The 23243-nt window shown below is 73.5% G+C and carries 22 protein-coding genes and 1 riboswitch; of the genes, 9 read left to right on the top strand and 13 right to left on the bottom strand.

The window, feature by feature from the left end; genetic code table 11:
* Positions 1 to 146: 146 nt before the first annotated feature.
* Positions 147 to 1604 (top strand): nucleobase:cation symporter-2 family protein, encoded by a 1458-nt coding sequence (locus AB0N04_RS01605; protein ID WP_360213972.1) that lies wholly within the window; start codon positions 147 to 149, stop codon positions 1602 to 1604.
* A gap of 68 nt (positions 1605 to 1672) precedes the next feature.
* Positions 1673 to 3058 carry an 8-oxoguanine deaminase gene (locus AB0N04_RS01600; RefSeq protein WP_360213970.1) on the top strand — a complete coding sequence of 462 codons (1386 nt, stop codon included), beginning with the start codon at positions 1673 to 1675 and terminating at the stop codon, positions 3056 to 3058.
* Positions 3059 to 3318: 260 nt separating this feature from the next.
* On the opposite strand, the gene AB0N04_RS01595 is transcribed toward AB0N04_RS01600, so the two are convergent.
* The gene (locus AB0N04_RS01595) at positions 3319 to 4569 is read right to left on the bottom strand and encodes an MFS transporter (protein ID WP_360213968.1); all 1251 of its coding nucleotides are present in this window, start codon (positions 4567 to 4569) and stop codon (positions 3319 to 3321) included.
* 55 nt (positions 4570 to 4624) lie between these two features.
* On the opposite strand from AB0N04_RS01595, the gene AB0N04_RS01590 reads away from it, so the two are divergent.
* Positions 4625 to 5644 (top strand): winged helix-turn-helix domain-containing protein, encoded by a 1020-nt coding sequence (locus AB0N04_RS01590; protein ID WP_360213966.1) that lies wholly within the window; start codon positions 4625 to 4627, stop codon positions 5642 to 5644.
* Between the two features lie 218 nt (positions 5645 to 5862).
* On the opposite strand, the gene AB0N04_RS01585 is transcribed toward AB0N04_RS01590, so the two are convergent.
* Together AB0N04_RS01585 and aceB are read right to left on the bottom strand one after the other, a co-directional pair.
* Positions 5863 to 6264 carry a gamma-glutamylcyclotransferase gene (locus AB0N04_RS01585; RefSeq protein ID WP_360213964.1) on the bottom strand — a complete coding sequence of 134 codons (402 nt, stop codon included), beginning with the start codon at positions 6262 to 6264 and terminating at the stop codon, positions 5863 to 5865.
* 145 nt (positions 6265 to 6409) lie between these two features.
* Positions 6410 to 8062 carry a malate synthase A gene (aceB, locus tag AB0N04_RS01580; RefSeq protein ID WP_360213962.1) on the bottom strand — a complete coding sequence of 551 codons (1653 nt, stop codon included), beginning with the start codon at positions 8060 to 8062 and terminating at the stop codon, positions 6410 to 6412.
* A 188-nt stretch (positions 8063 to 8250) separates the two neighbouring features.
* Between aceB and AB0N04_RS01575 the strand changes: the two genes are divergently transcribed.
* Both AB0N04_RS01575 and AB0N04_RS01570 read left to right on the top strand, forming a co-directional pair.
* On the top strand, positions 8251 to 9048 hold the full coding sequence (locus AB0N04_RS01575; RefSeq protein WP_360213960.1) for an IclR family transcriptional regulator: 798 nt from the start codon (positions 8251 to 8253) through the stop codon (positions 9046 to 9048).
* A 239-nt stretch (positions 9049 to 9287) separates the two neighbouring features.
* Positions 9288 to 9860 (top strand): hypothetical protein, encoded by a 573-nt coding sequence (locus AB0N04_RS01570; protein ID WP_360213958.1) that lies wholly within the window; start codon positions 9288 to 9290, stop codon positions 9858 to 9860.
* 131 nt (positions 9861 to 9991) lie between these two features.
* Here AB0N04_RS01570 and AB0N04_RS01565 read toward each other — a convergent pair whose 3' ends face one another.
* Complete coding sequence (locus AB0N04_RS01565; RefSeq protein WP_360213956.1) at positions 9992 to 11260, bottom strand: glycoside hydrolase family 16 protein; 1269 nt, start codon at positions 11258 to 11260, stop codon at positions 9992 to 9994.
* 8 nt (positions 11261 to 11268) lie between these two features.
* A riboswitch (cyclic di-AMP (ydaO/yuaA leader) is annotated at positions 11269 to 11427 on the bottom strand.
* A 444-nt stretch (positions 11428 to 11871) separates the two neighbouring features.
* On the opposite strand from AB0N04_RS01565, the gene AB0N04_RS01560 reads away from it, so the two are divergent.
* On the top strand, positions 11872 to 12201 hold the full coding sequence (locus tag AB0N04_RS01560; RefSeq protein WP_360213953.1) for a MoaF N-terminal domain-containing protein: 330 nt from the start codon (positions 11872 to 11874) through the stop codon (positions 12199 to 12201).
* Positions 12202 to 12343: 142 nt separating this feature from the next.
* On the opposite strand, the gene AB0N04_RS01555 is transcribed toward AB0N04_RS01560, so the two are convergent.
* A complete protein-coding gene (locus tag AB0N04_RS01555) occupies positions 12344 to 13486 on the bottom strand; it encodes an alpha/beta hydrolase-fold protein (protein WP_360213951.1) in 1143 nt (380 codons plus the stop codon).
* A gap of 391 nt (positions 13487 to 13877) precedes the next feature.
* Between AB0N04_RS01555 and AB0N04_RS01550 the strand changes: the two genes are divergently transcribed.
* A complete protein-coding gene (locus AB0N04_RS01550) occupies positions 13878 to 14315 on the top strand; it encodes a PPOX class F420-dependent oxidoreductase (protein WP_360213949.1) in 438 nt (145 codons plus the stop codon).
* A 70-nt stretch (positions 14316 to 14385) separates the two neighbouring features.
* Here the strand turns inward: AB0N04_RS01550 and AB0N04_RS01545 are convergent, their stop codons facing one another.
* On the bottom strand, positions 14386 to 15006 hold the full coding sequence (locus AB0N04_RS01545) for a TetR family transcriptional regulator (protein ID WP_360213947.1): 621 nt from the start codon (positions 15004 to 15006) through the stop codon (positions 14386 to 14388).
* A gap of 138 nt (positions 15007 to 15144) precedes the next feature.
* Between AB0N04_RS01545 and AB0N04_RS01540 the strand changes: the two genes are divergently transcribed.
* Positions 15145 to 15909 carry an SDR family oxidoreductase gene (locus tag AB0N04_RS01540; RefSeq protein ID WP_360213945.1) on the top strand — a complete coding sequence of 255 codons (765 nt, stop codon included), beginning with the start codon at positions 15145 to 15147 and terminating at the stop codon, positions 15907 to 15909.
* A 158-nt stretch (positions 15910 to 16067) separates the two neighbouring features.
* Here the strand turns inward: AB0N04_RS01540 and AB0N04_RS01535 are convergent, their stop codons facing one another.
* From AB0N04_RS01535 to AB0N04_RS01515, 5 genes are all read right to left on the bottom strand, one after another.
* Entirely contained in the window at positions 16068 to 16655 is a 588-nt protein-coding gene (locus AB0N04_RS01535; RefSeq protein ID WP_360213943.1) for a GNAT family N-acetyltransferase, read from the bottom strand.
* A gap of 100 nt (positions 16656 to 16755) precedes the next feature.
* Positions 16756 to 17715: a phosphotriesterase gene (locus AB0N04_RS01530; RefSeq protein ID WP_360213941.1), complete on the bottom strand. Its 960-nt coding sequence runs from the start codon at positions 17713 to 17715 to the stop codon at positions 16756 to 16758.
* Positions 17712 to 18242, bottom strand: coding sequence for a carboxymuconolactone decarboxylase family protein (locus AB0N04_RS01525; RefSeq protein ID WP_360213939.1), 531 nt, complete (start codon positions 18240 to 18242; stop codon positions 17712 to 17714). Before AB0N04_RS01525 ends, AB0N04_RS01530 begins: the two co-directional genes overlap by 4 nt.
* Positions 18243 to 18258: 16 nt before the next feature.
* On the bottom strand, positions 18259 to 18915 hold the full coding sequence (locus AB0N04_RS01520; protein ID WP_360213937.1) for a DUF4865 family protein: 657 nt from the start codon (positions 18913 to 18915) through the stop codon (positions 18259 to 18261).
* A gap of 187 nt (positions 18916 to 19102) precedes the next feature.
* On the bottom strand, positions 19103 to 19669 hold the full coding sequence (locus AB0N04_RS01515; protein WP_360213935.1) for a TetR/AcrR family transcriptional regulator: 567 nt from the start codon (positions 19667 to 19669) through the stop codon (positions 19103 to 19105).
* A gap of 375 nt (positions 19670 to 20044) precedes the next feature.
* On the opposite strand from AB0N04_RS01515, the gene AB0N04_RS01510 reads away from it, so the two are divergent.
* A complete protein-coding gene (locus tag AB0N04_RS01510; RefSeq protein WP_360213933.1) occupies positions 20045 to 21034 on the top strand; it encodes an aldo/keto reductase in 990 nt (329 codons plus the stop codon).
* A 152-nt stretch (positions 21035 to 21186) separates the two neighbouring features.
* Here AB0N04_RS01510 and AB0N04_RS01505 read toward each other — a convergent pair whose 3' ends face one another.
* Together AB0N04_RS01505 and AB0N04_RS01500 are read right to left on the bottom strand one after the other, a co-directional pair.
* Positions 21187 to 22260 (bottom strand): LLM class flavin-dependent oxidoreductase, encoded by a 1074-nt coding sequence (locus AB0N04_RS01505; protein WP_360213931.1) that lies wholly within the window; start codon positions 22258 to 22260, stop codon positions 21187 to 21189.
* Between the two features lie 3 nt (positions 22261 to 22263).
* The gene (locus AB0N04_RS01500; RefSeq protein ID WP_360213929.1) at positions 22264 to 23169 is read right to left on the bottom strand and encodes an ABC transporter substrate-binding protein; all 906 of its coding nucleotides are present in this window, start codon (positions 23167 to 23169) and stop codon (positions 22264 to 22266) included.
* Between the last annotated feature and the right edge of the window lie 74 nt (positions 23170 to 23243).

Below are 23243 nucleotides of genomic sequence, written 5' to 3'. Positions count from 1 at the left end.
GTTCGCCTCGCGGCGGCCGGCCCGGGGCACCGGAGAGGCCGGCCGAGGGACCCTTGCACCGCCGTCCCGCCCTCGGCCACCGCAGTACCGGCCAGTCTCCAGCGCCACGGGCGCGCCGGGAGTCACGAGCACAAGAGGGGCTCGACATGGCACCCAGCACCAGCAGCAAAGACGGCGGTTCCACCCCAGCGAGAACGCCCGGCCCGGGCGACGCGTCGGCCCACGCCGGCACGTCACCCGGGTCCGGCACCCACCCCGTGGACGAGGTGCTGCCCCCGGTGAAGCTCGTCTCCACCGGACTGCAGCACGTCGCCGCGATGTACGCGGGAGTCGTCGCACCCCCGCTCATCGTCGGCGCCGGCGTCGGGCTCTCCCCCGGCGAACTCGCCCTGCTCATATCGGCCAGCCTGTTCACCGCCGGACTGGCCACCCTGCTCCAGACCCTCGGCGTCTGGAAGATCGGGGCGCGACTGCCGTTCGTGAACGGCGTCTCCTTCGCGGGGGTCGCACCCATGATCGCCATCGCCCAGGAACACGGACCGAAGGACGCCCTCCCGGTGATCTTCGGAGCGGTGATCGTCGCGGGGCTCCTGTGCTTCCTCGCGGCGCCGTACTTCTGCAAGCTCATCCGGTTCTTCCCACCGGTCGTCCAGGGCACCGTGATCACCCTCATCGGGGTGTCCCTGCTCCCGGTGGCGGTCAACTGGGCGCGCGGCGGATCGCCGAGCGCCCCCGGGTACGGCTCCATGCGGGCCATCGGCCTCGCCGCGATCACCCTCGTCGCGGTGGTGCTCTTCAACCGGCTGCTGCGCGGGTTCTGGCAGCAGCTGTCCCTCCTGCTCGGCCTGGCGCTCGGCACCCTGATCGCCCTCCCGCTGGGCCTGGCGGACTTCGGCGCGGTCCGGGACGCGAAGGTCTTCGCGCTCCCCTCCCCGTTCCACTTCGGCGCACCCCAGTTCGACGCCGCCGCGATCGCCTCGCTCTGCATCGTCATGGTGGTCTCCATGACCGAGTCCACCGCCGACATGCTCGCCCTCGGCAAGATCGTCGACCGCGAGGCCGACGAACCCACCCTCGCCGCCGGCCTGCGCGCCGACGGGCTGGCCACCGCGCTCAGCCCGGTCTTCAACGGCTTCGCCGCCAGCGCCTTCGCCCAGAACATCGGGCTGGTGGCGCTGACGAAGATCCGCAGCCGCTTCGTGGTCGCGGCCGGCGGAGGCATCCTGATCCTGCTCGGGCTCTTCCCCGTGCTCGGATCGGTCGTCTCGCTGGTACCGCAGCCCGTCCTGGGCGGCGCCGGGATCGTGCTCTTCGGCACCGTCGCGGCGAGCGGTATCCGCACCCTCGCGGAGGCGGGAATGGAGTCCAGCTCGAACACCATCCTGGTGTCGGTCTCGCTCGGCGTCGGCATCATCCCGATCGCGGTGCCGACGTTCTACGACTCCTTCCCCGAGGCCGTCCGGACCCTGATGCACTCCGGGATCTCGGCCGGCTGCGTGATGGCCGTCCTGCTCAACCTGCTCTTCCACCACGTCGGGGCCGCCCGCCGGACCGGGTCCGGCCAGGCCCCCGGCGCGACGGTGCCGACGGCGACACCGTCCTGACCGGCCCGGGAGGGGCGCACGCCGCTCGACCTGCGCCCCTCCTGGCCCTCCCCCATAGGAGTAACACCATGGCAGTCCAGCCCCCGCCCGCCGACCAGCGGATCGTCATCGAGAACGTCGCGATCGCGACCGTCGACGCCAACGACACCGAGTACGCCCGCGGCCACGTGGTCATCCTCGGCAACCGGATCGAGTCGGTCGGCGACGGCCCCGCCCCCCAGTGGCTGGACAACGTGGTGCGCCGGATCAACGGCGAGGGCCACCTGATCACCCCCGGCCTGGTCAACACCCACCACCACTTCTACCAGTGGATCACCCGCGGCCTCGCCCAGGACGACATCCTCTTCGACTGGCTCGTCGCCCTCTACCCGACCTGGGCCCGGATCGACGAGAAGCTCGTCCACGCCGCCAGCCAGGGCTCCGCCGCCGCGCTCCTGAAGTCCGGCTGCACCACCGCCTCCGACCACCACTACGTGTTCCCCAAGGACGGCGGCGACGTCCTCGGCGCCTCCATCGAGGCCGTCCAGGAGCTCGGCCTGCGCTTCACCGCGCTGCGCGGCTCGATGGACCGCAGCAAGAAGGACGGCGGCCTGCCGCCGGACCACGCGGTCGAGAAGCTCGACGACATCCTGGCCGCCTCCGAGGCCGCCGTGGACCGCTACCACGACTCCTCCTTCGGCTCGATGCTGCACGTCGCCATCGCGCCCTGCTCGCCCTTCTCCGTCTCCACCGACCTGCTGCGGATGTCCGCCGAACTCGCCCGCCGCAAGGGCGTCCGGCTGCACACCCACGGCTCGGAGACCGCCGAGGAGGAGCAGTTCTGCAAGGAGCTGTTCGGCATGGGCCCGACCGACTACTTCGAGTCCGTCGGCTGGCTCGGCGAGGACGTCTGGATGGCGCACTGCGTCCACATGAACGACTCCGACATCGCCAAGTTCGCCGAGACCGGCACCGGCGTCGCCCACTGCCCGTCCTCCAACGCCCGCCTCGCCGCCGGCATCGCCCGCGTCCCCGACATGCTCAAGGCCGGTGTCCCGGTCGGCCTCGGCGTGGACGGCACCGCCTCCAACGAGTCCGGCGAGCTCGGCACCGAACTGCGCAACGCCCTGCTGATCAACCGCCTGCACGGCTACCCGACCGCCCTCACCGGCCGCCAGGCGCTGCGCCTGGGCACCATGGGCGGCGCCCGGGTGCTCGGCCGCCAGAACGAGATCGGCTCGATCGAGGCCGGCAAGCTCGCCGACCTCGCGCTGTGGAAGGTCGACGGGGTCATGCACTCCTCCATCGCCGACCCGGTCGCCGCGCTCACCCTCGGCGCCCTGCCGCCGCTGGCCGTCCTCTTCGTCAACGGCAACGCCGTCGTCGAGAAGGGCGAGCTCACCACCGTCAACGAGGACCGGATCGCCCGCGCCTGCGCCCGCGCCGCCAAGGAGCTCGCCGCCCGACCCGTGTGACACCCCACGAACTCCGGGCCGCCCAGGGACGGTGCGTGACCCGGACTCCGCGGACCGGCCCCTCGGGCCGGCGAGCGGACCGCGGCCCCGGACCCACGGCGAGGGTTCGGGGCCGCGGCGTGTCTCCGACCCGCTCCCACCCCCGTGAGGAGCGGGTCGGACGATCTGTGGGGGCCCGGGGGGCGCCCTCGCGTGCGGGGGCCGGTTCCCCTCCGGGTGCCCACTCCCCCGGGGGCCGCTTCCCCGAGGTCGCTTCCCGGTCAGTGGACGGCGGCCGGCCGCGCCGCGCGCCGGGTGACCACCGGGAGCGCGCTGCCCGCGAGGACGAACAGCCCCGCCAGGACCACCCAGCCCGCCACGCCGTGGTCGACCACGGTCAGGGCCACCACCAGCGGGCCGATCACGTGGGCTGCCGCCTGGCCGCTCATGAACACGCCCTGGTACTCGCCGTGGGCGCGCGGATCGGCCAGGTCCAGGCTCAGGGTCCAGCCGCCCGCGGAGGTGAGGAGCTCACCGAGGCTGTGCACCAGCGCCCCGGCCAGGACCACCCCCGCCGCCAGAGCGGCCGAACCGTGCCGGGCCGCCGCGTAGCACAGGCAGCCGACCGCCAGCAGCAGGGCGCCCCGGGCGCAGGCCCGGGCCGCCGAGCGGACGTCGCCCACACCACGGCTCGCCCGGACCTGGAACACCACCACCAGCAGGCAGTTGACCACGTCGACGGCCGCGACCACCGCCGCCGGCGCGTCCGTCGCGAGCACGATCCACAACGGGATCGCCACGGTGAGCACCGGCAGTTGGAGCTCCAGCACCGCGTGCAGCGCGGTGACGAGCAGGTAGCGGCGGTCGCGCAGCGCCGTCCGCCGCCGCGCCACCGGAGCCTTCAAGGACTGACTCTGACGATCCGTCAGCTGCTCGTCGGGCAGACCCGCCAGCAAGGCCGTCGCCCCCAGGAAGGTCACGGCGTCCAGGGCCATCACGGTGACGTACCCGGCGTAGCTGTCGGCCTGCAGCGCCAGCGCCGCACCACTGGAACCGATCACCAGTCCCGCGTTCATCACCGAGCGCAGCAGCGCCCGCGAGCGCACCTGGCTCTCGGCGGGCAGTGTCCGGGCGATCAGCGCGCTGCGTACCGCCGCCGCACCGCGCTCCAGCACCGTCGCCACGCAGGCCAGCGCCACGAAGGCGGCGAAGGAGTGCACGAAGGCGTAGCCGAGGACGGCGAGCGCCTCCAGCGGCCCGACCACCAGCAACAGCCGACGGCTGCCGACCCGGTCGGCCAGCCGGCCCATCGGCACCCCGGCGCACACCCCGCAGACGCCGGCCACGCTCAGCCCCAGCGCCACCCGACCGGGGGTCAGGCCCACCGAACGGGTCAGGAACAGCACGGCGACCGTGACGAACAGGCCGTTGCCGATGGTGTTCACCAGGCTCATCAGGGCGAGCCTGCGCAGCAGTGGATCGGCCGGCAGCAGCCGGCGGACGGCGGAGCGGCGCACCGCGGTGGAGGTCATGGCAGTAGGACAGCGGGCTTCCCAGCGCGGCGGAACTCTTTTACCGTTACGGTCAATGTTCGAGTTCCACTTGGGCGTCGACGACCTCGCCGCCACCTGGTTCGGCTACTCCGCCCTGCAGGAGGCGGTGTTGAGCCTGCGCGCCCGCCGCTCGCCCGGCCGCTACCCCGAGCAGCAGCCATGGATCGCCGGCTGGCAGGACCGCTACGAGACGCTGGACACCGCGCTGTTGGAGGCGATGATCGCTCCGGTCGGCTTCGTACCGGACTTCCTCACACCGCGTCCGCTCGGCCCCCGCCCCGACTTCGCCGCCGAGTTGGCGCGTCTGGCGGCCACCCCCGCGGAGGTGGTGCGGGCCGACGTGCTGGAGGCGTACCGCGGCGGCGGGAACCCCAGCCCGCTGCCGCCGGCGCTGGCCGCACTGATCGACGACCCGGTGGAGCTGGCCGGACGGACGGCCGAGGCCCTGGACGCCTATTGGACGCGGTGCCTCGCCCCGGCCTGGTGGCCGCGCGCCCGGTCGGTCCTCGAGGCGGACATCGCCTACCGGGGGCGAATGCTCTCGGAGCGCGGGGCGGAGGGGCTGTTCGCCGACCTCGACACCAGGCTGACCTGGCACGCCGGGGTACTGCGGCTCGTCGACCCGCACCCGGCGGTGAAGGCGGTGGGCACCACGGTCGACGTCGCCGGCCGGGGGCTGGTGCTGATACCGACGCTGTTCGGGCTGGGCGCGCAGACCGACGTCACCCAGGCGGGGCCACCGCTGGTCTGCTACCCGGCGCGCGGCAAGGCGACCATGGCGGAGGGGCTGGGCACCCGGCGGCCGGCCCGGGCGGACGCGGCGCTGGCGGGGCTGATCGGGGCGCCGCGGGCCCGGCTGCTGGCGATGCTGGCGACCCCGGCTAGCACCACGGAGCTGGCGCAGCGGCTCGGGGTCACCCCGGGCGCGGTCAGCCGCCACCTCGGCGCGCTCGCCTCGGCGGGTCTGCTGGACCGCACCCGGCACGGCCACCGCGTCCTGTACCGGCGCAACGGGCTGGGCGACGCGTTGGTGGAGGGCGGGGGCAGCGGGTGACGGGGGCGGCGGCGGTCGCTGCGGGGCGGGGCGGCGGCGGCGGCTGCGGGGCGGGTGACAGCGTTCGGCGAACAGATTTCAGCTGACAACTTTCATCATCTGTTATCTGTCGGCTGTCATCTGTCTGCTGTTATCCGTCGACTGTCACCTGTTCGCCGCCGGCTGCCCACCCCGCGCCCGGCACGCCCCGGACACCCGGACACCTCGGACGCCTCGCCTCAGGCCGTGCGGCCCAGCGTGGCGAGGTAGGCGCGCCAGCCGCCGTGGCGGGTGATCTCGCGGTGGACGCCCCGCTCCAGCTCCCCGCGGGCGAGCAGCATGGACAGGCACGCGGAGCCGTCCTCCAACTTGATCACGCCGAGCTCCAGCTCGCGCGGCTCGCCGGGGAGGATGACGTCGCGCAGGTGGTCCAGGGAGATGTCGTACAGCTCGCCCACGATCGCGCTGTCGACGCCGGAGTCGGCCAGCAGGCCGGGGCAGACGTCCTTCTCCCCGTCGACGTCGATGGCGAAGAACCGGTAGCCGGGGGCGGTGCGGGCCGGGCCGACCAGCGCGTCGGCGACCTTGGCGTGGAAGGGGCCGCCGACCATGGCCTGGCCGTTGAAGAAGATGCGTGCCACGGGTGAACTCCTCACCGGGAAGGGCCGTCCCGTACGACGACGAGAGGACAGGTGGATTCGTCGCCGTACGGAACGGAGCAATGGGCCGGCGGGACTGCTACAGCCTGGCAGGCGGCAGCGGTGGCGTCGGCGGATAGATTGAGGCTCAGCCCAGCAGGGGGAGCGCGGGGAGGGTCAGGAAGTCCGCGAACTCCTCGGCCAGGGCGACCTGTTCGAAGAGCTGGGCGGCCTCGCGCCAGCGGCCGCCGGCGTAGGCGTCCTCGCCCAGTTCGGCCCGGAGCTCGGCCAGCTCGGTGGCGACCAGGGTGCGGACCAGCTCTGCGGTGGCCTTCTCGCCGGTGTCGGTCAGGACGACGCCGTTGTGGATCCACTGCCAGATCTGCGAGCGGGAGATCTCGGCGGTGGCCGCGTCCTCCATCATGTTGAAGATGCCGACCGCGCCGAGGCCGCGCAGCCAGGCCTCGATGTAGCGGACGCCGACCTGGACGGCGTTGTGCAGGCCGGCACGGGTGCAGGTGCCGCCGGCGCCGGCGATGTCGAGCAGCTGGGCGGCGGTGACGGGCTCGGCCGGGCCGGGGTCGTCCTTCTGGTTGGGACGCTCGCCGAGCACCGCGTCGAAGCAGGCGCGGGCGACCGGCACCAGGTCGGGGTGGGCGACCCAGGAGCCGTCGAACCCGTTGCCGGCCTCGCGGTCCTTGTCCGCCTTGACCTTCTCCAGGGCGGCGGCGTTGACCTCGGGGTCCTTGCGGCTGGGGATGAACGCGGCCATGCCGCCGATCGCGTGGGCGCCGCGGCGGTGGCAGGTCTGCACCAGCAGCCGGGTGTAGGCCGCCATGAACGGCGAGGCCATGGTGACGGTGTTGCGGTCCGGCAGGATGTAGTGCTCGCCGGCGTCGCGGAAGTTCTTGACGATCGAGAACAGGTAGTCCCAGCGTCCGGCGTTGAGGCCGGCGGCGTGGTCGCGCAGTTCGTGGAGGATCTCGTCCATCTCGAACGCGGCGGTGATGGTCTCGATCAGGACGGTGGCCCGGATGGTGCCGTGCGGGATGCCGAGCCGCTCCTGGGCATGGGTGAAGACGTCGTTCCAGAGCCGGGCCTCGAGGTGGCTCTCGGTCTTCGGCAGGTAGAAGTACGGGCCGGAGTTCGGGTCCTCGGCGCCCTTGGCGATCAGCCGCGCGGCGTTGTGGAAGAAGTACAGGCCGAAGTCGAGGAAGGCGCCGGCCACCGGGGTGCCGTCAACGAGGAGGTGCGTCTCGTCGAGGTGCCAGCCGCGCGGGCGGACCACGACGGTGGCGAGTTCGGCGGCGGGCTTGAGCGCGTAGGACTTGCCGGCCGGGGTGGTGAAGTCGATCCGGCCCTCGAAGGCGTCGATCAGGTTGATCTGGCCGCTGACCACGTTCTCCCAGGTCGGGGAGGTGGCGTCCTCGAAGTCGGCGAGCCAGATCCGCGCCCCGGAGTTGAGGGCGTTGATGACCATCTTGCGGTCGGTGGGACCGGTGATCTCGACCCGGCGGTCCTGGAGGGCGCGGGGCGCCTCGGCGACCTTCCAGTCGCCGGCCCGGACGTCGGCGGTCTCGGGGAGGAAGTCCAGCGTGCCGGCCTGCGCGATCTCCGCCCGGCGCGCCTTCCGTCGGGCCAGGAGTTCCTGTCGGCGCGCCTCGAACGTGCGGTGGAGGCCCACGACGAAGGCGACGGCCTCCGGGGTGAGCACCTCCTCCGCCCGGTGGACGCGCGGACCGGCGACAGTGACGACCGGAGCGGCGGGAGAGGCGCCGACGGGTCCCTGATCTGTAGCCATGGGCAGGACACTCCTAAGCGGTTGAGCCTGGCGAAGGGAGCTCCGGTGGGAACTTCCTTGATCGGAACCCACCTGTCGGCGGGTTCGATTCTGTAAGGTGGAGACTAGTTTCCGCGATACAGAATTTCAACGGTTTGTTGATGTGATCGCCGGGACTCTACTCCTCCCCGACAGCGAAGGGAACGCCGGTGGTTGCGACCCCCGACACAGCATCGACGACGGGCACCGACCGCGCGAGCGGCGGCGTGCAGTCCGTCGAGCGCGCCTTCCAGCTCCTGGAGGCGCTGGCCGACTCCGGTGGTGTCGCCACGCTCAGCGAGCTCTCCACCAGCTCCGGCCTGCCGATGCCGACCATCCACCGCCTGGTTCGTACCCTCGTCCAGCAGGGCTATGTGCGCCAGGACACCGCGCGCCGCTACACCCTCGGCCCCCGGCTGATCCGCCTCGGCGAGACGGCCGGCCGCCTGCTCGGCAGCTGGGCCCGTCCCTACCTGGCCGAACTCATGGAGGCCACCGGCGAGACCGCCAACCTGGCGGTGCTGGAGGGCGGCGAGGTGGTCTACGTCGGGCAGGTGCAGTCGCGGCGCTCGATGCGGATGTTCACCGAGGTCGGCCGGCGGGTGCAGCCGCACTGCACCGGCGTCGGCAAGGCGTTGCTCGCCCAGCTGCCCGAGGAGGAGGCGCGCGCGGTGCTCGGCCCCAACCCGCTGCCCGCGCACACCGAGTACACCGTCACCGACCCGCAGGAGCTGCTGGAGCAGCTCGCCGAGGCGCGCGAGCGCGGCTACGTGGTCGACGACCAGGAGCAGGAGATCGGCGTGCGCTGCATCGCGCTCGCCGTACCGGGCGCGCCCACGCCCACCGCGCTCTCCGTCTCCGGCCCCGAGGCCCGGATCCGCGCGCTGGAGGAGCAGGCCGGCGCCTCCGCGCTCGTCCCGGTGATGCACCACATCGCGGCCCGGCTGGGGCAGGTCCTGGCTCCCTGAACGGGCTCAGCCCCTCTCCCGGTGCGCCGGAGGCCGGCCTGACCCCGGATGCGCCGCAGGCCGGACGGCCCCCGGTGCGCCGGAGGTCCGACGAGCCGACTTCCGGTGCACCGGTGCGCCCGTCCAGGCGAACGGCTGGCGGGTTGTCCGGGCCCCCGGCGGCCGCCCCGCCACCCTGGGTGCGGGCGCGGCGCGCGACGGCGCGGGCCGCCGGAGCGCAAGGGCACGGGTGAGTCGCGATGGAACGCAGGAGCACGGGGCGTCGGGGATCCGGCGGGGTCGGTGGGGCCGGGCTGGTCGCCGTGGTGGCGGCGGGTTGCGCGGTGGCGGTGCTGGCCGCCGGGCCGTCCTGGGCGCTGCGCCGCCCCGAGCCGCGGCCGGTGGTGGACGTCGGCGCGGCCCTGGTCAAGCCCTCGAACTCCGACCTGGAGGTGGTCCGGATCGACCCGGACCCCGCTCCGCCCGGTGGCAGCACGACGATCCACGCATTCGTCGGGAACGGCGGCCCCGACACCACCGCCTCGCCGTTCACCGTCGTGGTCACCCTGCCGGAGGGGGTCACCCCCGAGGAGCCGTTCTTCCCCGAGGACTGCGAGGTGTTCCAGAACGGCCACCGGGTGCGCTGCGTCTTCCCCGCGGGGCTGAAGTCGGGGCGCAGCGCGACCGCGCTCGTCCCGGTCCGCCTCTCCCCCGACCTCCCGCTCGGCACCCTCCAGGGCGGCTGGGTCGCGGTGCGCGGCGCGGACGACAAGGACGAGACCAACAACCGGAAGCCGTTCGAGATCAGGGTGGTCGAGACGACCAACGACTGAGCCGGTACGCCCGAGCGCCCGGGGCCGAGTGGTCGGCCCCGGGCGCTCGGGCGTCAGCAGCCGGGAACGGGCTGCCGGCGGTGATCACGTGAGCCGTCGGGCCCGAGCGGCTGGACCCGACGGCTCACGCGTCAGCGGTAGACCCGGACGTAGTCCGCGGCCATGCTGAGCGGCGTGGTCCCCTGCGGCGCCGGGTGGTACTGCCCCGCGCACACCGAGAGGTTGAGGATCAGGTACGCCGACCAGTTGGCGCCGACGCCCTTGCCGTCCGAGAAGACCTTGACGCCGTTGACGTACCAGTCGACCGAGTTGGCGCCGTAGTAGGTGCCGATCGTCACCCACTGGTCCTTCGCGACGGCACCGGCGTCGGTGTAGTACTTGGCGTTGCCGGGGTTGACGTGGTTGGTCAGCTCCAGCAGGTTCGGGTTGTCGGGGTGGTACTCGAAGGAGTCGATCTCCCCGTTGCCGTTCTTCCAGGTCCACAGGGCCGGCCAGGCACCGGAACCGGACGGCAGCTTGACCCGGGTCTCGGCGTAGTCGCCGGTCTTGACCCGGAAGCCCTCGCTGGAGCCCTCGGTGGTCAGGAAGCCCGCGTTCCAGGCCTGCTTGCCGTTCTCCAGGGTGGTGCCGCTCGGCGCGGCCGTGAAGGTGGCGACCCCGTTGGCGACGCTGACGTTGTTCTTGTTCAGCAGGTCGAGCTTGTTGTCGTCCGGGTTGTGGTTCCCGTACCTGTAGGCGGTGCTCTTGTCACCGACCCAGCGCGAGCCCCAGGTGATCGAGCTGTTGAACTCGTCGGACCAGGTCAGCGCCTTGCCCGCGACCGGGGAGGCCGGGGTGCCCGCCGAGGGGCTCGCCGTGGCACCGGGGGTGCCGGTGGGGGACGGCGTCGGGGTGGCGGTGGGGGTCGCGGTGGGAGCCGGGGTCGGGGTCGCCGTGCCGGAGACCACCAGCTGCTGCGAGGGCAGGTTGTGCCAGGCGCCGCCGAGGTCCTGCCAGAAGCCGAACTGGCTGTACGTCCCGGCCGGCAGCGCGCGGGCACCGCTGGTGAAGGACAGCCCGCTCGGGCAGATCTGCACGTTGGAGAGGTTGCCGGGGAAGTCCAGGTTGGTGCCGCGCGCGTCGCGCACGCCCACACCCACCGTCTTCGCGGTGACGCAGGCCGAGGAGTGGACGGTCAGCGAGGCGGTGGCGGCCTTGTTGGCGACCATCGTCGCGGGGGCCAGCCGGTCCTGGGTGACGGTCGGGGTGGTGGCGGCGTGGGCGGCGACGGTCGCCGGGAGGCCCAGCAGACCGGCACCGCTGACGGCGACCGCCCCGGTGGCGGCGAGGGCGGCGAAGCGGCCCCGGTGGGCCGGGCGGGCGTGGCGCGGCGTGCGGCGCCGGAGGGCAGGCTGGTGCATGGGGTGTCCTCTGCGACGCCTGCGAGGTGAGCTGTCGGGTTCGGGCTGCAGTTGCCCGGCCGCCGGTGGGAGCGGCTTCACCCCTAGCCGCGACCCGCACGCGGGAGAGCGTGCGGGCCGGGCGCTGACCTTGGTTCCCCCGCTCCCGTCCACTGTGGTCCTCGGTTGCCCGCCGGCGGGTGGACGGGACTCGGCGTCCCGGCGGCGGGGTCCGCGTGGCGGACGGCCGTTGCAGGCTAGGCAGACCGTCCGTGAACGGACAACTCTGCCGGGCGGGTTGTCACGCAGCTCACAGTGGTGTCGATCAACGACGCTGCGTGGCGGTCGAGTTGATCATCCCCTCGGCCGAGCCGGGCGTCCACCCGGCTCCCGGCCTGCGCCGCCGGCGCCCGGCGACCGGAGGACGGCTCGCCGGTGCCGCCGAGGGACGTCCGGCGGGCGCCCGCCCGGTGCGCCCTCCGGCGCGGCCGACTCCCCCGGCCGCGCCCGGCACAACTGCACCCGCCGGGCTCGCCCGGTCGGATAAATTGGAGGTCCGACATCTTCCGCAGTGCACAAGACCCCACGGACCACCCGTGCGCACCCCACCGGGAACGAGGTACCGCCCCACCATGACCGCGCCCCTGCCCGCCTTCGCCGGCCGCACCTACCTCTTCCGGGCCGACAACGGCGCGGCCTTCCGCAACGCCTACTCGGCCGACGGCACGCGGCTGCGCTGGGAGGGCCTCGGCGAGTCCGCGGGCCAGTGGGAGGACGTGCGGCTGCACGTCGCCGAGGTGGCGCCGGAGATCTACTTCGTCAGCTGGACGGAGCAGAGCGGGATCACCGTCAGCCACGTGATGGACCTCGGCAGGCTGACGGTCCGCGCCTTCTGGACATTCGAGGGCGAGGGCGGCCGGGTGGGCGAGCTGCACACCGGGACCCTGGAGCGGGTGGCCTGACCGATCGGTCCGGGCGGTCCGGCCGGGGGCCGCTGCGGTCCGGGGCCGTTGCGGTCCGGAGCCGTTACGGTCAGGGGTCGGTCGGGCCTGGGCCGGGCTCGGGCCTGGGCCGGGCTCGGGCCTGGGCCGGTCGGACCGGGGCTCAGACGGTCTGGTTGGGCACCTTGAGGTGCTGGGACAGCCACTCGAGCGAGGAGGGCAGCAGCGCGCTCCACGTCTCGAAGTTGTGGCCGCCGTTCTCCAGCATGCTGTAGGACACCTTCATCGGGTCCTTCACCGCGTCGACGAAGGCCTCGGTCTCGCGCCGGTAGTCGCCGTCGCCCTTCTTGGTGCCGGCGAGGAGCACGGACACCTTCGGCTGCGGCAGGTTCTTCAGCCGCCACAACAGGTTCGCCTCGTTTCGGCGCTGGCTGCTGCCGCCGAACAGGTCCCCCGTGGTCGGGTCGTCCGCCGCGTCGTAGTAGGCGGAGAGCGCGACGGCCGTCGGGAAGACGTCGGGGTGGCGCATGGCCAGCTTGAGCGCGCAGTAGCCACCGGTGGAGTTGCCCATGAAGGCCCAGGCCTGCGGGTCCGCGGAGACCCGGTAGCTCGCCTGGATCGCCGAGGGGACGTCCTTGGTGAAGTAGGTGTCGGACTGCGCGCCGCCCGGGATGTCCTCGCACTCGGTGTCCTGCGGCAGGGCGGGCGAGGGGCGCACCAGGACCATGACGGTCGGCTGCATCCGGCCCTCCTGGAGCAGCTTGAGCGCCGCGCCGGGGTAGTTGAAGCGCGTGATCAGGTTCTCGGCGATCCCCGGGAACCCGGTGCTCACGATCACCGCCGGGAACTGCTTCTGCGCGTACTCCGGCTGGAAGTACTGCGGCGGCAGGTAGACGTAGCCCTCGGTGGAGAGGCGACTGACCGCGCCGTCGATCCGCACCTTGCGGATCTCCCCCGACTGGGCGGGCTCGCGGCCCATCGCGCCGCCGCCCTTGACGGAGGCGTGGCCGATCGTCTCCACGAGCAGGCGCCCGGAGGCGTCCGCCTTGTTGTGGATGACCACCGGTCCGGTGTCGCCGGTGCCCAGCAGGTCGTCCCAACTGCTGTAGAAAGCGAAGTAGTTGTTGGCCACCAGGCCGAGCGCGGCGAGCACCGCGAGCTGGGTCGCGAGCAGTGCGCCGATCCTCCCCAGGACCGCCTGCCAGGTCGCTCTCGCGAGTCTGGGCCAGAGCCAGACCGTGCCGGCCATCATCACGACGGCGATCAATACGGTCAGCGCCAACACCTTGTGGCTCGTCAGACCCATGTCCTGCTTGCTCCCACGCCTCGAACTCCAGTCCCCTCCGCTGGGGACATCCGAGGAGGTCACCCCGGTTCCCCCCGCCGGGGCGCGAGGATCAACCCTAGCGTCCGGCTGGGAGAAGGCTGACGACGGCTGGGAGGTCACGGGGAGTCTGCTGGTCGTTTCCGGGTAACGGATAACAGGTGACAGAGTTTGAAATCTGTTATCTGTTATCTGTCGTCTGAAATCTGTCAGCTGTCAGCTGTTGTCACCACGCGGGCGGACCGGGCCGGCGGGATGGCGGACGACGGCCACGGCCCGGCGCCGACCGTCGCCGCCCTACCGACACGCCGGCCACGCACCCCCTACCCTGAGCGTGCATCAGGTCGAGACGGACCGACACGGAAGGCGACCCATGGGCGGCTGGACGGACGACATCCGGGCACGGGTGCGGGAGCCCCGGATCTGGTACGTGGCGACCACCGGGGCGGACGGGGCCCCGCACGTCACGCCGATGTGGGTGGACCTGGCGGGCGACCGGGTGTTCTTCAACACCACCGTCGGGCGGGTCAAGGAGCTCAACCTCCGCCACGACCCCCGGCTCTGCCTCTCCCACGCCGATCCGGACGACCCGTACGACCGCGTCCAGATCCACGGCCGGGCCGTGGAGTTCGTGACCGGCGAGGAGGCGGACCGCCAGCTGGACCGCCTGGCCCGGAAGTACCTCGGCTCGGACCGCTACGAGTGGGGCGTGCCGGGCGAACGGCGCGTCACCGTGTTCGTCGAGCCCACCCGGATCCGCCGGGTCGTGGGGGTCGAACCACTGCCGGCCGCCGCCCGCCGGAGCGACTGACACGCCGGAGCCGGCGGGGGGTTCGAGGGCGTAGCGGCGCCGGGGGCGGAGCCACGCCCCCGGGGGGGCTTCAGGACACCCGTTCCCAGAGCCGCAAACCGGCCGTGAGCTCCCGCATGCAGCGCGCGCCGAGGTCCTGCGGGGAGTCCGGGCCGGTGGCGGGCGCGTCGGAGGAGGCCCACTGCTCCAGGGCCACCCGGATCGCCGCGGTCGCGGCGGCGGCGGCCAGCCGGATCTCCAGCGGATCGGTGCCCGCCGGGCAGCGCTCGGCGAGGACGGCGCGCAGCCGCGCCTCGGAGTCGGCGTGGACGCGCTGCCAGGTGCCGTCCAGGCGCGGGTCGCGCAGCAGGCTGCGGGTCCACCGCATCATCTCGGCGCCCGCCTCGTCGACCGGCGTCAGCGACACCGCCGCCGCACTCTCCAGCGCCTCGCGCAGCGGCAGTCCGGCCGGGCTCTCGGCGAGCCGGTCGACCCACTGCCGTCCGCCCGCCGCGAGCAGCGGGGCCACGGCGTCCTCCTTGACCGAGAAGTACCGGTAGAAGGTGCGCAGCGAGATCCCCGCGGCGAGGGCGATCTCCTCGGCGGTGGTGGCCTCCGCCCCCTTGTCGGCGAAGAGCGCAGCGGCGGTGCGGGCGATGTCGAGCCGGGTGGCGTCACGGCGGCGCTGGGTGAGGGTCGGGCGTCCGGTCACGAGGGTCAGCCTACGCGGGACTGCGCCAGGTCGGCACGCCCTGGCCACATGGCTCGACAAGCCTTATTGGCACGTTATGCCACCTAGGCGTACCGTGTCTCTTGAGGTCGAGAGACCACGAACGAACGGAGTACCACCATGGAGCGCTTCAGCGGACGGAACGTCCTGATCACCGGCGGCGGCTCAGGCATCGGCCAGGCGACCGTGCACCGGATCCTCGCCGAGGGCGGACGGGTCGTCGCCGTCGACGTCGACGAGGACGGCCTGAAGAGGACCCTGGACCGCGCCACCACCGACGGAGTCGCGGACCGGCTGACCATCCAGGTCCTGGACATCTCGGACGAGCCGGCCGTCGTCACCGGCGTGGCCGCGGCGGTCGCCGGCCTCGGCGGGCTGGACGTCCTGGTGAACGCGGCGGGCATCCTCCGCTCCTCGCACACCCACGAGACCACCCTGGACTTCTGGAACGGGCTCCTCGCGGTCAACCTCACCGGCACCTTCCTGATGACCCGCGAGGCGCTCCCCGCCCTGCTCGCGGGCGGCAAGGGCGTGGTGGTCAACTTCAGCTCCACCTCGGCGAGCTTCGCCCACCCCTACATGGCCGCGTACGCCGCCACCAAGGGCGGCATCCAGTCCTTCACGCACGCCATCGCCGCCGAGTACGCCAAGCAGGGGCTGCGGGCGGTCTGCGTCGCACCGGGCAGCATCGACAGCGGCATGACCAACGACCCCGGCCTGCCCTCCGACGCCGACTTCAGCCTGCTGGCCAAGCTCTCCCCCGCCCTCGGTCAGGGCTTCGCCGGCCCGGAGACGGTGGCCGGGGTGATCGCGATGCTGGCCTCCGAGGACGGCGCCTTCGTCACCGGCACCGAGCTCCGCATCGACGGCGGCACGCACATGTGACACGCCGGGCCGCCGGTTCCCCGCCGCGCGGAACGGACGCGCCGGGCCCGCGTCGCTCCCCCGAGGGGGCGGCGCGGGCCCGGCGGCGCGTGCTGGCGGGGGTGGCTGGCGAGGGTGGCTGGCAGGGGGCGCGTGAGGTCGCCGGGGTGGCTCGGCGGTCAGGTCAGGGGCTTGGCCATGACGATCTCGCGCACGCCCGTGACCGCGTCGGCGCCGGTGTCCGGGGCCGTGTGGGCGTCGGTGCCCGCGGCCGGGGCCGTGCCGGCGTCCGCGGCAGCGTCCGCACCGGCGCACACGATGAAGCCGTGCCGGCGGTACAGGGCGAGCGCGGGCTCGTTCCCGGCCAGCACGGCGAGACGCAGCACGGTGCCCCCGGACGCCCGGGCCCAGCGCTCGACCTCCGCGATGAGCAGGTCGGCGACGCCCCGTCCGCGTGCCTGCGGCCCGACCCACACCGAGCGCAGCTCCCGCACGCCGTCCGGCCCCGGGACACCGTCCGCCAGGCCGATCGGGGTGCCGTTCGGGCCGCCCGGGCGCTCCGGACCGTCAGCGCCACCACCGGTCAGCAGGGCCGCCACGTGGTGCGCTCCCGGCAGGTGCAGTCGGGCCCGCCACCGCTCCTCGCCGCCGTGCCGCCAGTCCGCCAGGCGGGGCCGGAAGGCCTGCGGCGCGTCGGTGAGGGCGGCGAGGCGGAGGTCCCGCCACAGCGGCCAGTCGTCGGTCGTGAGGATCCGCAAGGTCACCATGGCGGTCACGGTAGTTCGCCGGGCGACGGGTGGACGGCCGCACCGCTTGGTGCCCGTCCGCGCCGGGGCGCGTGGTCAGGCATGCGGTCAGGGCGTGCGGTCAGGGCGTGCGCCAGTCGGCGGCGAAGGCTGCGGCCGGGTTGGTGACGAGGAGGAGTTCGGGCAGCTCGGGGCCGAACTCCCGGGCCAGCCTGGGTGCGAGGGCGGTCAGCAGGTGGGTGGGACCGGGAGCGTGCCGGGCGGACCTGGTGGTGGTGTCCCCGCCGAGCAGGAGCTGTCCGGCGTGGCCCGCCTCGGCGAGGGCGGCGATGGTGTCGAAGAGGTGGTGGTCGGTCGCGTGGTTGGCCCGTGAGGGGCCGTCCAGCGCGATGTAGGCGCCGGTGGCGGCGAGTTCGCGGTGCAGCCGCAGGTCGGGGAAGCGGTTGAGGTGGCCGAGCAGGACGTGTCGCGGCGCTACGCCGTGCCGGTCGCAGAGCAGGTCCACCACGTCCGGTGCGGCGGTGCCCAGTTCGTGGTGGACGGCGATCGGGGCGCCGGTCGCGTGGTGGGCCTGCGCCGCCGCCGCCAGGACCCGCCGGGTGTGTTCGGCCAGGCCGTGGTACTCGCCCGCAACCTTGATCAGCCCCGCCCGGACCCCCACGGGTGCTCCCGGCAAGCCGGTGGTGAGCTCTCTGGTGAAGCGCTCGGCGAGCCCGTCGTAGCGGGCGCCCAGGGTGTCCGGGTCGTAGTGGGCCGCCTGGTGCATGCCGGTGGCGGCGACCACGTGGACGCCGGTCGTCCGGGAGAGCCCGGCGAGGGAGTCCGCCCCGCGGCCCATGCCGTGCGGGGTCCACTGGACGAGGGAGCGGCCGCCGGCCGCGGCGAAGGCTCGCAGGACCTCCTCGGCGGCTGCCGGGTCGTCCAGTTCCTGCCCGGGCAGCAGCGGACTGCGCAGGAAGAGGTGGTCGTGGGAGTCGGTGACGCCGAGTTCGGCGGGGTCGAGGTCGCCGAGAACGGTGCGGACGGTGCGGACGGTTCGGGCGGTGCGGGCCGTCCGGTCGGTACCGACGGACGGGCTCATGCGGGCGCCCCTTCCGGCGTCGCGGCCTCGGCGAAGGTCGCGGTGGCGACGCGCAGTCCGGCCAGGGCCTTGGGGACGCCGACGTACGGGGCCAGGTGGACGATGACCTCGACGACCTCCTCCCTGGTCATGCCGATCCGCAGGCTGTTGCGGACGTGGTCGGCGAGCTGGGGCTCCACGCCGCCGAGGGCGGTGAGGGCGGCGAGGTTGGCCACCTGGCGGTCGCGCAGGGCGAGGCCGGGGCGCTGGTAGGTGCCACCGAACAGGCTGGTGACGATCCAGTCGGGGAAGCCGGGGGCGAGGCCGTCCAGACCGCCCAGGGTGGCTGCGGCGACCGGGCCCGCGAGTTCGGCGAGGAGGGCGTAGCCGGCCTCGCGGTCCAGCGGGGCCGGGGTGAGGTCGGCGGGCGTCATCGTCGCGGGGGTGGTCGGGGGGCCGGCCGTGGGACCGGTCCCGGGGGCGGTCGGGGGTGTGGTCGGGGGCGTGGCGGCGGGACCGGTCGGGGCGGTGCTCGGGGAGGTGGTCACGGGTTGAGGAAACCTTTCACCAGTGGCGGCCGCTGGGCAGCCGGTCGAGTTCGGGGCGGGACAGGTGCAGCACCCGGTAGCGGATGCCGGGGGCGTCGTCCGGGGCCGGGCCGTGCCGGAGGGTGAACCGCACCAGCTCCCAGCGGCTCGGGTCCACGGCGACGGCGGCGGTGTGCAGGGCCGACCAGCCGGCGGAACCGCCGTATCGGGCGGGGTCCGCGACGTCGGCCAGGGCCTGCCGGACCGCCTCGGCCGGGTCGGCGGACTCCGGCAGCCGGACGGTGTGGAGGGTCGCGCTGGTCGGAGGCGTGGCGTTCGTGACCGGCACGGTCGCGCCGCCCGGCGTCGGGGCCGCGCCGGTGGTGGCCGCCGGGCCGTGCACCAGACCGGCGCCGAGCCAGTGCCGCACGACGGGGCGGCCGAAGTCCGCGCTCAGACCGCGGAAGCCCGGGCCCCAGAGGAAGCCGTTCATCCCCTCGGCGGTGCGCCAGAGGTAGAACGGCGCGTAGGCGTTGACCGGCGAACCGTCCTGTCCGCGCTCGCGGACCAGGTACGCCTTGAGGCCGAGGCCGGGGTGGTCGTCGAGCAGGTGGCCCTTGTCGGCGACGCGCTTGTGGATGATCCCCATGTCGTAGTCGGCGGGGAGGGTGATCTCGTACTGCATGGCGTGCACGGCGAGCTCCTCGGGTCGGTGGGCTGGCGGCGACCGGGTCTCCGGGCCGGGTCCGCACGCCGGGTCTCCGCGCCGTACGGAGGCGGCGGGACGACGCGGCGGACGGACGCGCGGGAGGGGCGTGCTGGAGGGGCCGGACGGGCGGTGCCACCGGCCCGCCCACAGGGTCCGTCCGGACGCCCGCGGATCAGGCCGTGCGCCGTGCGGCGAGCAGGCCGAGCGCCCCGCGGACGGCCTGCTCGAAGGGCTCGGCACTGCCGGCCGCGCGCGCCAGCACGTAGCCGCCCTGGACGACGGCGACCACGGCGGCGGCGGTGTCGGCCGGGTCGAGGCCGGGTGTGAGCTCGCCGGCGGCCTGCCCCTCGGCGACCAGGCCGGCGATCCGCCCGCGCAGCCAGTCGAAGGTCTCCTCGACGGGTCCGCGCAGCTCGGGATCCGCGATGACGTCCGGGTCCTGGGCCATCCGGCCGATCCGGCAGCCGCGCAGCACGTCGCGGTCGCGCCGCAGGTAGGCGGCGATGCGGTCGTACGCGCTGCCCGGCGAGGCGAGGTCCGCCTCGGCGACGCCGCGCATCTGCTCGGCACTGCGGCGCAGGGCGGCGGCGGCGAGGTCGGGTTTGCCGGTGAAGTGGTGGTACATGCTGCCCTGGCCGACGCCGGCGCGCTGCTGGATCGCCTTGGGGCTGGTGCCGACGTAGCCGCGCTCCCAGAGGAGCGACTGGGTGCTCTCGATGAGACGGTCCTGGGTGCTCATGCGGATCACTGTACATACCAGTAGGTACAGAATCCAGGGTTTGCCCGATCTCCACCGTCGACCGCGCCGGGGACGGGCCCCACGCCCCGGCCACCCGGACCGCCCGGACCGAGCCGGGGAGCGCCCGGGAAGCGCCCGGGAAGCGCCCGAGGACCGTGCGCCGCCCCCCGGCGGCCACGGCCCCTCGACGGTCCGTCTCCCCCTCCCCTCCGAGCGGCATTCCGTCGCGACCGGTGGCGCGCGTCACGCCACCTCCCCCGAGGCGACCCTGACGCCCCGCCAGGGCCGCTCGCCCGGGCCGCCGCGAGAACGAGCGCCGGCCGAACACGAGGCAAGGGGCTTGATCCACCGCGGACGGCTGGCAGGATGTCCGGCATGAGCTACCTCGCGGCGGATGACCGCTATGCCTCGATGACGTACCGCAAGGCCGGCCGCAGCGGGGTCCGGCTGCCGGCCGTCTCGCTCGGCCTCTGGCACAACTTCGGCGACGCCCAGCCGCTGGAGGTCCAGCGGGCGGTGCTGCGCCGGGCCTTCGACCGGGGCGTCACCCACTTCGACCTCGCGAACAACTACGGCCCGCCGTACGGCAGTGCGGAGCGCAACTTCGGCTACCTGTTCGCCCAGGACTTCCGCCCGTACCGGGACGAGCTCTTCATCGCGAGCAAGGCCGGCTGGGACATGTGGCCCGGCCCGTACGGCGACGGCGGCAGCCGCAAGTACCTGCTGGCCAGCCTGGACCAGTCGCTGGACCGGATGGGGCTCGACTACGTCGACGTCTTCTACTCGCACCGCTACGACCCGGACACCCCGCTCGAGGAGACGATGGGCGCGCTCGACAGCGCGGTGCGCTCGGGCAAGGCGCTGTACGCCGCGATCTCCAACTACCCGGCCGAGAAGCACCGGGAGGCCGTGGCGATCCTGCGCGAGCTGGGCACGCCGGCCCTGCTGAACCAGTCGGCCTACTCGATCCTCAACCGCTCCGTGGAGGAGGGCGTGCTGGACGCGGTGGGCGACACCCAGACCAGCCTGATCGCCTACTCGCCGCTGGCCCAGGGGCTGCTGACCGACCGCTATCTGTCGGGAGAGGTGCCGACGGGATCGCGGATGTCGGTCGGGAAGTTCCTGACCGAAGAGGCGCTCAGCGGGCCGAAGCTGGAGCGGCTGCGGGCGCTCGCCAAGGTCGCCGAGCGGCGCGGTCAGACGCTGGCCCAGCTGGCCCTGTGCTGGGTGCTGCGCGATCCGCGGGTGGCCTCGGTCATCATCGGCGCGAGCAGCGTGGCCCAACTGGACCAGAACATCGACGCGCTGGCCGGCGGTCCGCTGACGACGGAGGAGCTGGCGGAGATCGACCGGCTGAGTCTCTGAGTGCGGGAACGACTGACAACTGACAGCTGACAGCTTTCATCAGCTGTCAGCTGTCAGTTGTCATCTGTTCGCCGTCATCTGTTCGCTGCCACCTGTCACCTGTCGGCTGTCGGCTGTCGACTTCCAGGCGTCAAGCGGCCGTCCGTCAGCACTCAGCGGCGGATCCCCAGGACAGGCAGAACCGTTTCTGCAACTCGGTGGGCCTCCTCCAGCAACGGGTTGCCGGAGAGGATGAAGGTGTCGACACCCAGCGACTCGAACTCCTGCAGCCGCTCGACCACCTGGGCCGTCGAGCCGACCACCGCGGTGCCGGGGCCCGGGCGGAACAGGCTCATTCCCGGCCACAGGTTCGGATGGGTCTCCAGCTCCCGGGCCCGCGCGGGAACCCTGCCGCCGTGCTGGCGGAACTGCCGCTGCCAGCCCACGCCGTCCTCCCCCTTGGCGCCGCCCAGCTGGCGGGCGTAGGTCGCCTCGCTGGTCACGTCGAGCAACCGGTCGGCCGCCGCCCAGGCCTCGTCCTCGGTGTCGCGGACGATCAGGTGCAGCCGCAGTCCGATCCGCAGCGTCCGGCCGTGTGCCGCGGCCCGCTCGCGGACGAGGTCCAGCTTCTCCTTCAGCAGGTGCGGCGGTTCGCCCCAGGTCAGGTAGACGTCCACGTGCTCGGCCGCCATCTCGATGCCGGCCGCCGAACTGCCGCCGAACCACAGCGGGATGCCGCCCGGCTGGACGGGCGTGAGCTCCCGCAGGCTCGCACCCGCGTTCTTCAGGTCGTAGAACTCCCCCTTGTGGTCGAACACTTCGCCCGCCGTCAGGCGCTTGACGATCGACCAGTACTCGCCGCTCAGCCGGTAGCGGTCGTCGTGCTCGACGTCCAGCCCGTACTCGCGCAGCTGCGCCGTCGACCCGTTGACCACGTTGAACCTCAGCCGGCCGCCGTGCAGGTGGTCGAAGCTGAGCGCCATCTTCGCCAGCAGGGTCGGCGAGACCAGCCCCGGGTGGACGGCCAGCAGGGGCTTGAAGGCCGGGGTGGTCGCCGCCGCGACCGCACTGCCGAGCGTCCACACGTCATGGAGATCGGTCGCGAACAGGGCTCCCGTGTAGCCCAAGCGCTCGACGCTGCCGGCCAGTTGCTGGAGGTAGCGCAGGTCGACGGGGCGACGGCCGGCCGGCTCCCAGGGGTAGTGCCCCTCGCGCGGGATGACGTACCAGAGGACTTCGGAGGCCACGGTTCAGACCGCCTTGGCGAGCGCGGCGGCCACCGGTGCCTCCAGTGCGGGCAGATGGGCGTCGGCGACGGTCAGCTCGCGGTCGACGAAGCCCACCGCGTGGAAGATGTCCGCGGCCTCCTGCTGCTCCGCGACGAACGCGGCGGAGGCGGGCTCCAGCCGCCAGGGCAGCGAGGACAGGGCCACCTCCCAGTCGGCCGGCGAACCGCCCAGGTCCTCCGCGGCGATCCGGGCCGCCTCGGCCGGGTGGGCGGCCACCCAGGCGTCCGCACGGGCCAGCGCGGCGGCGATCGCCGCGACCACCTCGGGGCGGTCGGCCGCGAACTCGCGGCGGGTGAAGAAGACGGAGCGGTCGGTGATGACGTCGCCGGTGCGCACCAGCTCGCGGAAGTCCCCGCTGCGGCGGGCCGCGGCGAGTTCCGCGCCCTGGGCGATCCAGCCGGCGATCTCGCCGGCGCGCAGCCGCGCGGCCTGGTCCTCGCCGGGCGCCGGACGCACCGGGGTGACGTCCTGACCGTACGAGAGACCGTGGGCGCGCAGGGCCTTGGCGAGCAGGTGGGTCTGCCAGGAGCCGACGCCGAGCACGACGGTGCCGCCCGCGAGGTCCGCCACCGTCCGGACCGGGCCGGCGTCCAGCACCAGCAGGGCCCCGTGGTCGGGGCGGGGAGCGGACACCGCAGCGTAGGCGATGTCGTGGCCGGCCGCCTGGGCCGTGACCGGCGGCGTGGAGCCGGTTCCGCCGAAGTCGATGGTGCCCTCGGCGAGCAGGGCGCCGGTTCGGGTGCCGTCGGTGTAGCGGTGGAAGGCGCCGGCCTCCCCGAGCGGGGCCAGTTCCTCGTCCAGGTAGGGAAGTCGGGCGAGGTAGTAGAGCGAGGGGTTGCTGGCGTGGACGCCGAGGGTGACGGTCATCTGGTCAACTCCGTTGATGCGGTGTGGTGTTGTTCGATCCTGGTGGCGGTCGACCGCGGAGGTGGCGGCGGACC

Origin of the sequence: Kitasatospora sp. NPDC051702 (assembly GCF_040681575.1) — a bacterium.
GTDB lineage: Bacteria > Actinomycetota > Actinomycetes > Streptomycetales > Streptomycetaceae > Kitasatospora.
The sequence above is the reverse complement of the archived record's forward strand: the minus strand, read 5'-3'. Positions and strand labels throughout refer to the sequence as shown.

What these genes read in the sequence shown, in the direction of transcription:
- AB0N04_RS01550 (WP_360213949.1), top strand. Translation starts at nt 13,878, where the DNA reads ATGGGCGGCTGGACGGACGACATCCGGGCACGGGTGCGGGAGCCCCGG.
- AB0N04_RS01560 (WP_360213953.1), top strand. Translation starts at nt 11,872, where the DNA reads ATGACCGCGCCCCTGCCCGCCTTCGCCGGCCGCACCTACCTCTTCCGG.
- AB0N04_RS01590 (WP_360213966.1), top strand. Translation starts at nt 4,625, where the DNA reads ATGTTCGAGTTCCACTTGGGCGTCGACGACCTCGCCGCCACCTGGTTC.
- AB0N04_RS01540 (WP_360213945.1), top strand. Translation starts at nt 15,145, where the DNA reads ATGGAGCGCTTCAGCGGACGGAACGTCCTGATCACCGGCGGCGGCTCA.
- AB0N04_RS01600 (WP_360213970.1), top strand. Translation starts at nt 1,673, where the DNA reads ATGGCAGTCCAGCCCCCGCCCGCCGACCAGCGGATCGTCATCGAGAAC.
- AB0N04_RS01595 (WP_360213968.1), bottom strand. Translation starts at nt 4,569, where the DNA reads ATGACCTCCACCGCGGTGCGCCGCTCCGCCGTCCGCCGGCTGCTGCCG.
- AB0N04_RS01515 (WP_360213935.1), bottom strand. Translation starts at nt 19,669, where the DNA reads ATGAGCACCCAGGACCGTCTCATCGAGAGCACCCAGTCGCTCCTCTGG.
- AB0N04_RS01535 (WP_360213943.1), bottom strand. Translation starts at nt 16,655, where the DNA reads ATGGTGACCTTGCGGATCCTCACGACCGACGACTGGCCGCTGTGGCGG.
- AB0N04_RS01565 (WP_360213956.1), bottom strand. Translation starts at nt 11,260, where the DNA reads ATGCACCAGCCTGCCCTCCGGCGCCGCACGCCGCGCCACGCCCGCCCG.
- AB0N04_RS01500 (WP_360213929.1), bottom strand. Translation starts at nt 23,169, where the DNA reads ATGACCGTCACCCTCGGCGTCCACGCCAGCAACCCCTCGCTCTACTAC.
- AB0N04_RS01570 (WP_360213958.1), top strand. Translation starts at nt 9,288, where the DNA reads ATGGAACGCAGGAGCACGGGGCGTCGGGGATCCGGCGGGGTCGGTGGG.
- AB0N04_RS01530 (WP_360213941.1), bottom strand. Translation starts at nt 17,715, where the DNA reads ATGAGCCCGTCCGTCGGTACCGACCGGACGGCCCGCACCGCCCGAACC.
- AB0N04_RS01555 (WP_360213951.1), bottom strand. Translation starts at nt 13,486, where the DNA reads ATGGGTCTGACGAGCCACAAGGTGTTGGCGCTGACCGTATTGATCGCC.
- AB0N04_RS01510 (WP_360213933.1), top strand. Translation starts at nt 20,045, where the DNA reads ATGAGCTACCTCGCGGCGGATGACCGCTATGCCTCGATGACGTACCGC.
- aceB (WP_360213962.1), bottom strand. Translation starts at nt 8,062, where the DNA reads ATGGCTACAGATCAGGGACCCGTCGGCGCCTCTCCCGCCGCTCCGGTC.
- AB0N04_RS01605 (WP_360213972.1), top strand. Translation starts at nt 147, where the DNA reads ATGGCACCCAGCACCAGCAGCAAAGACGGCGGTTCCACCCCAGCGAGA.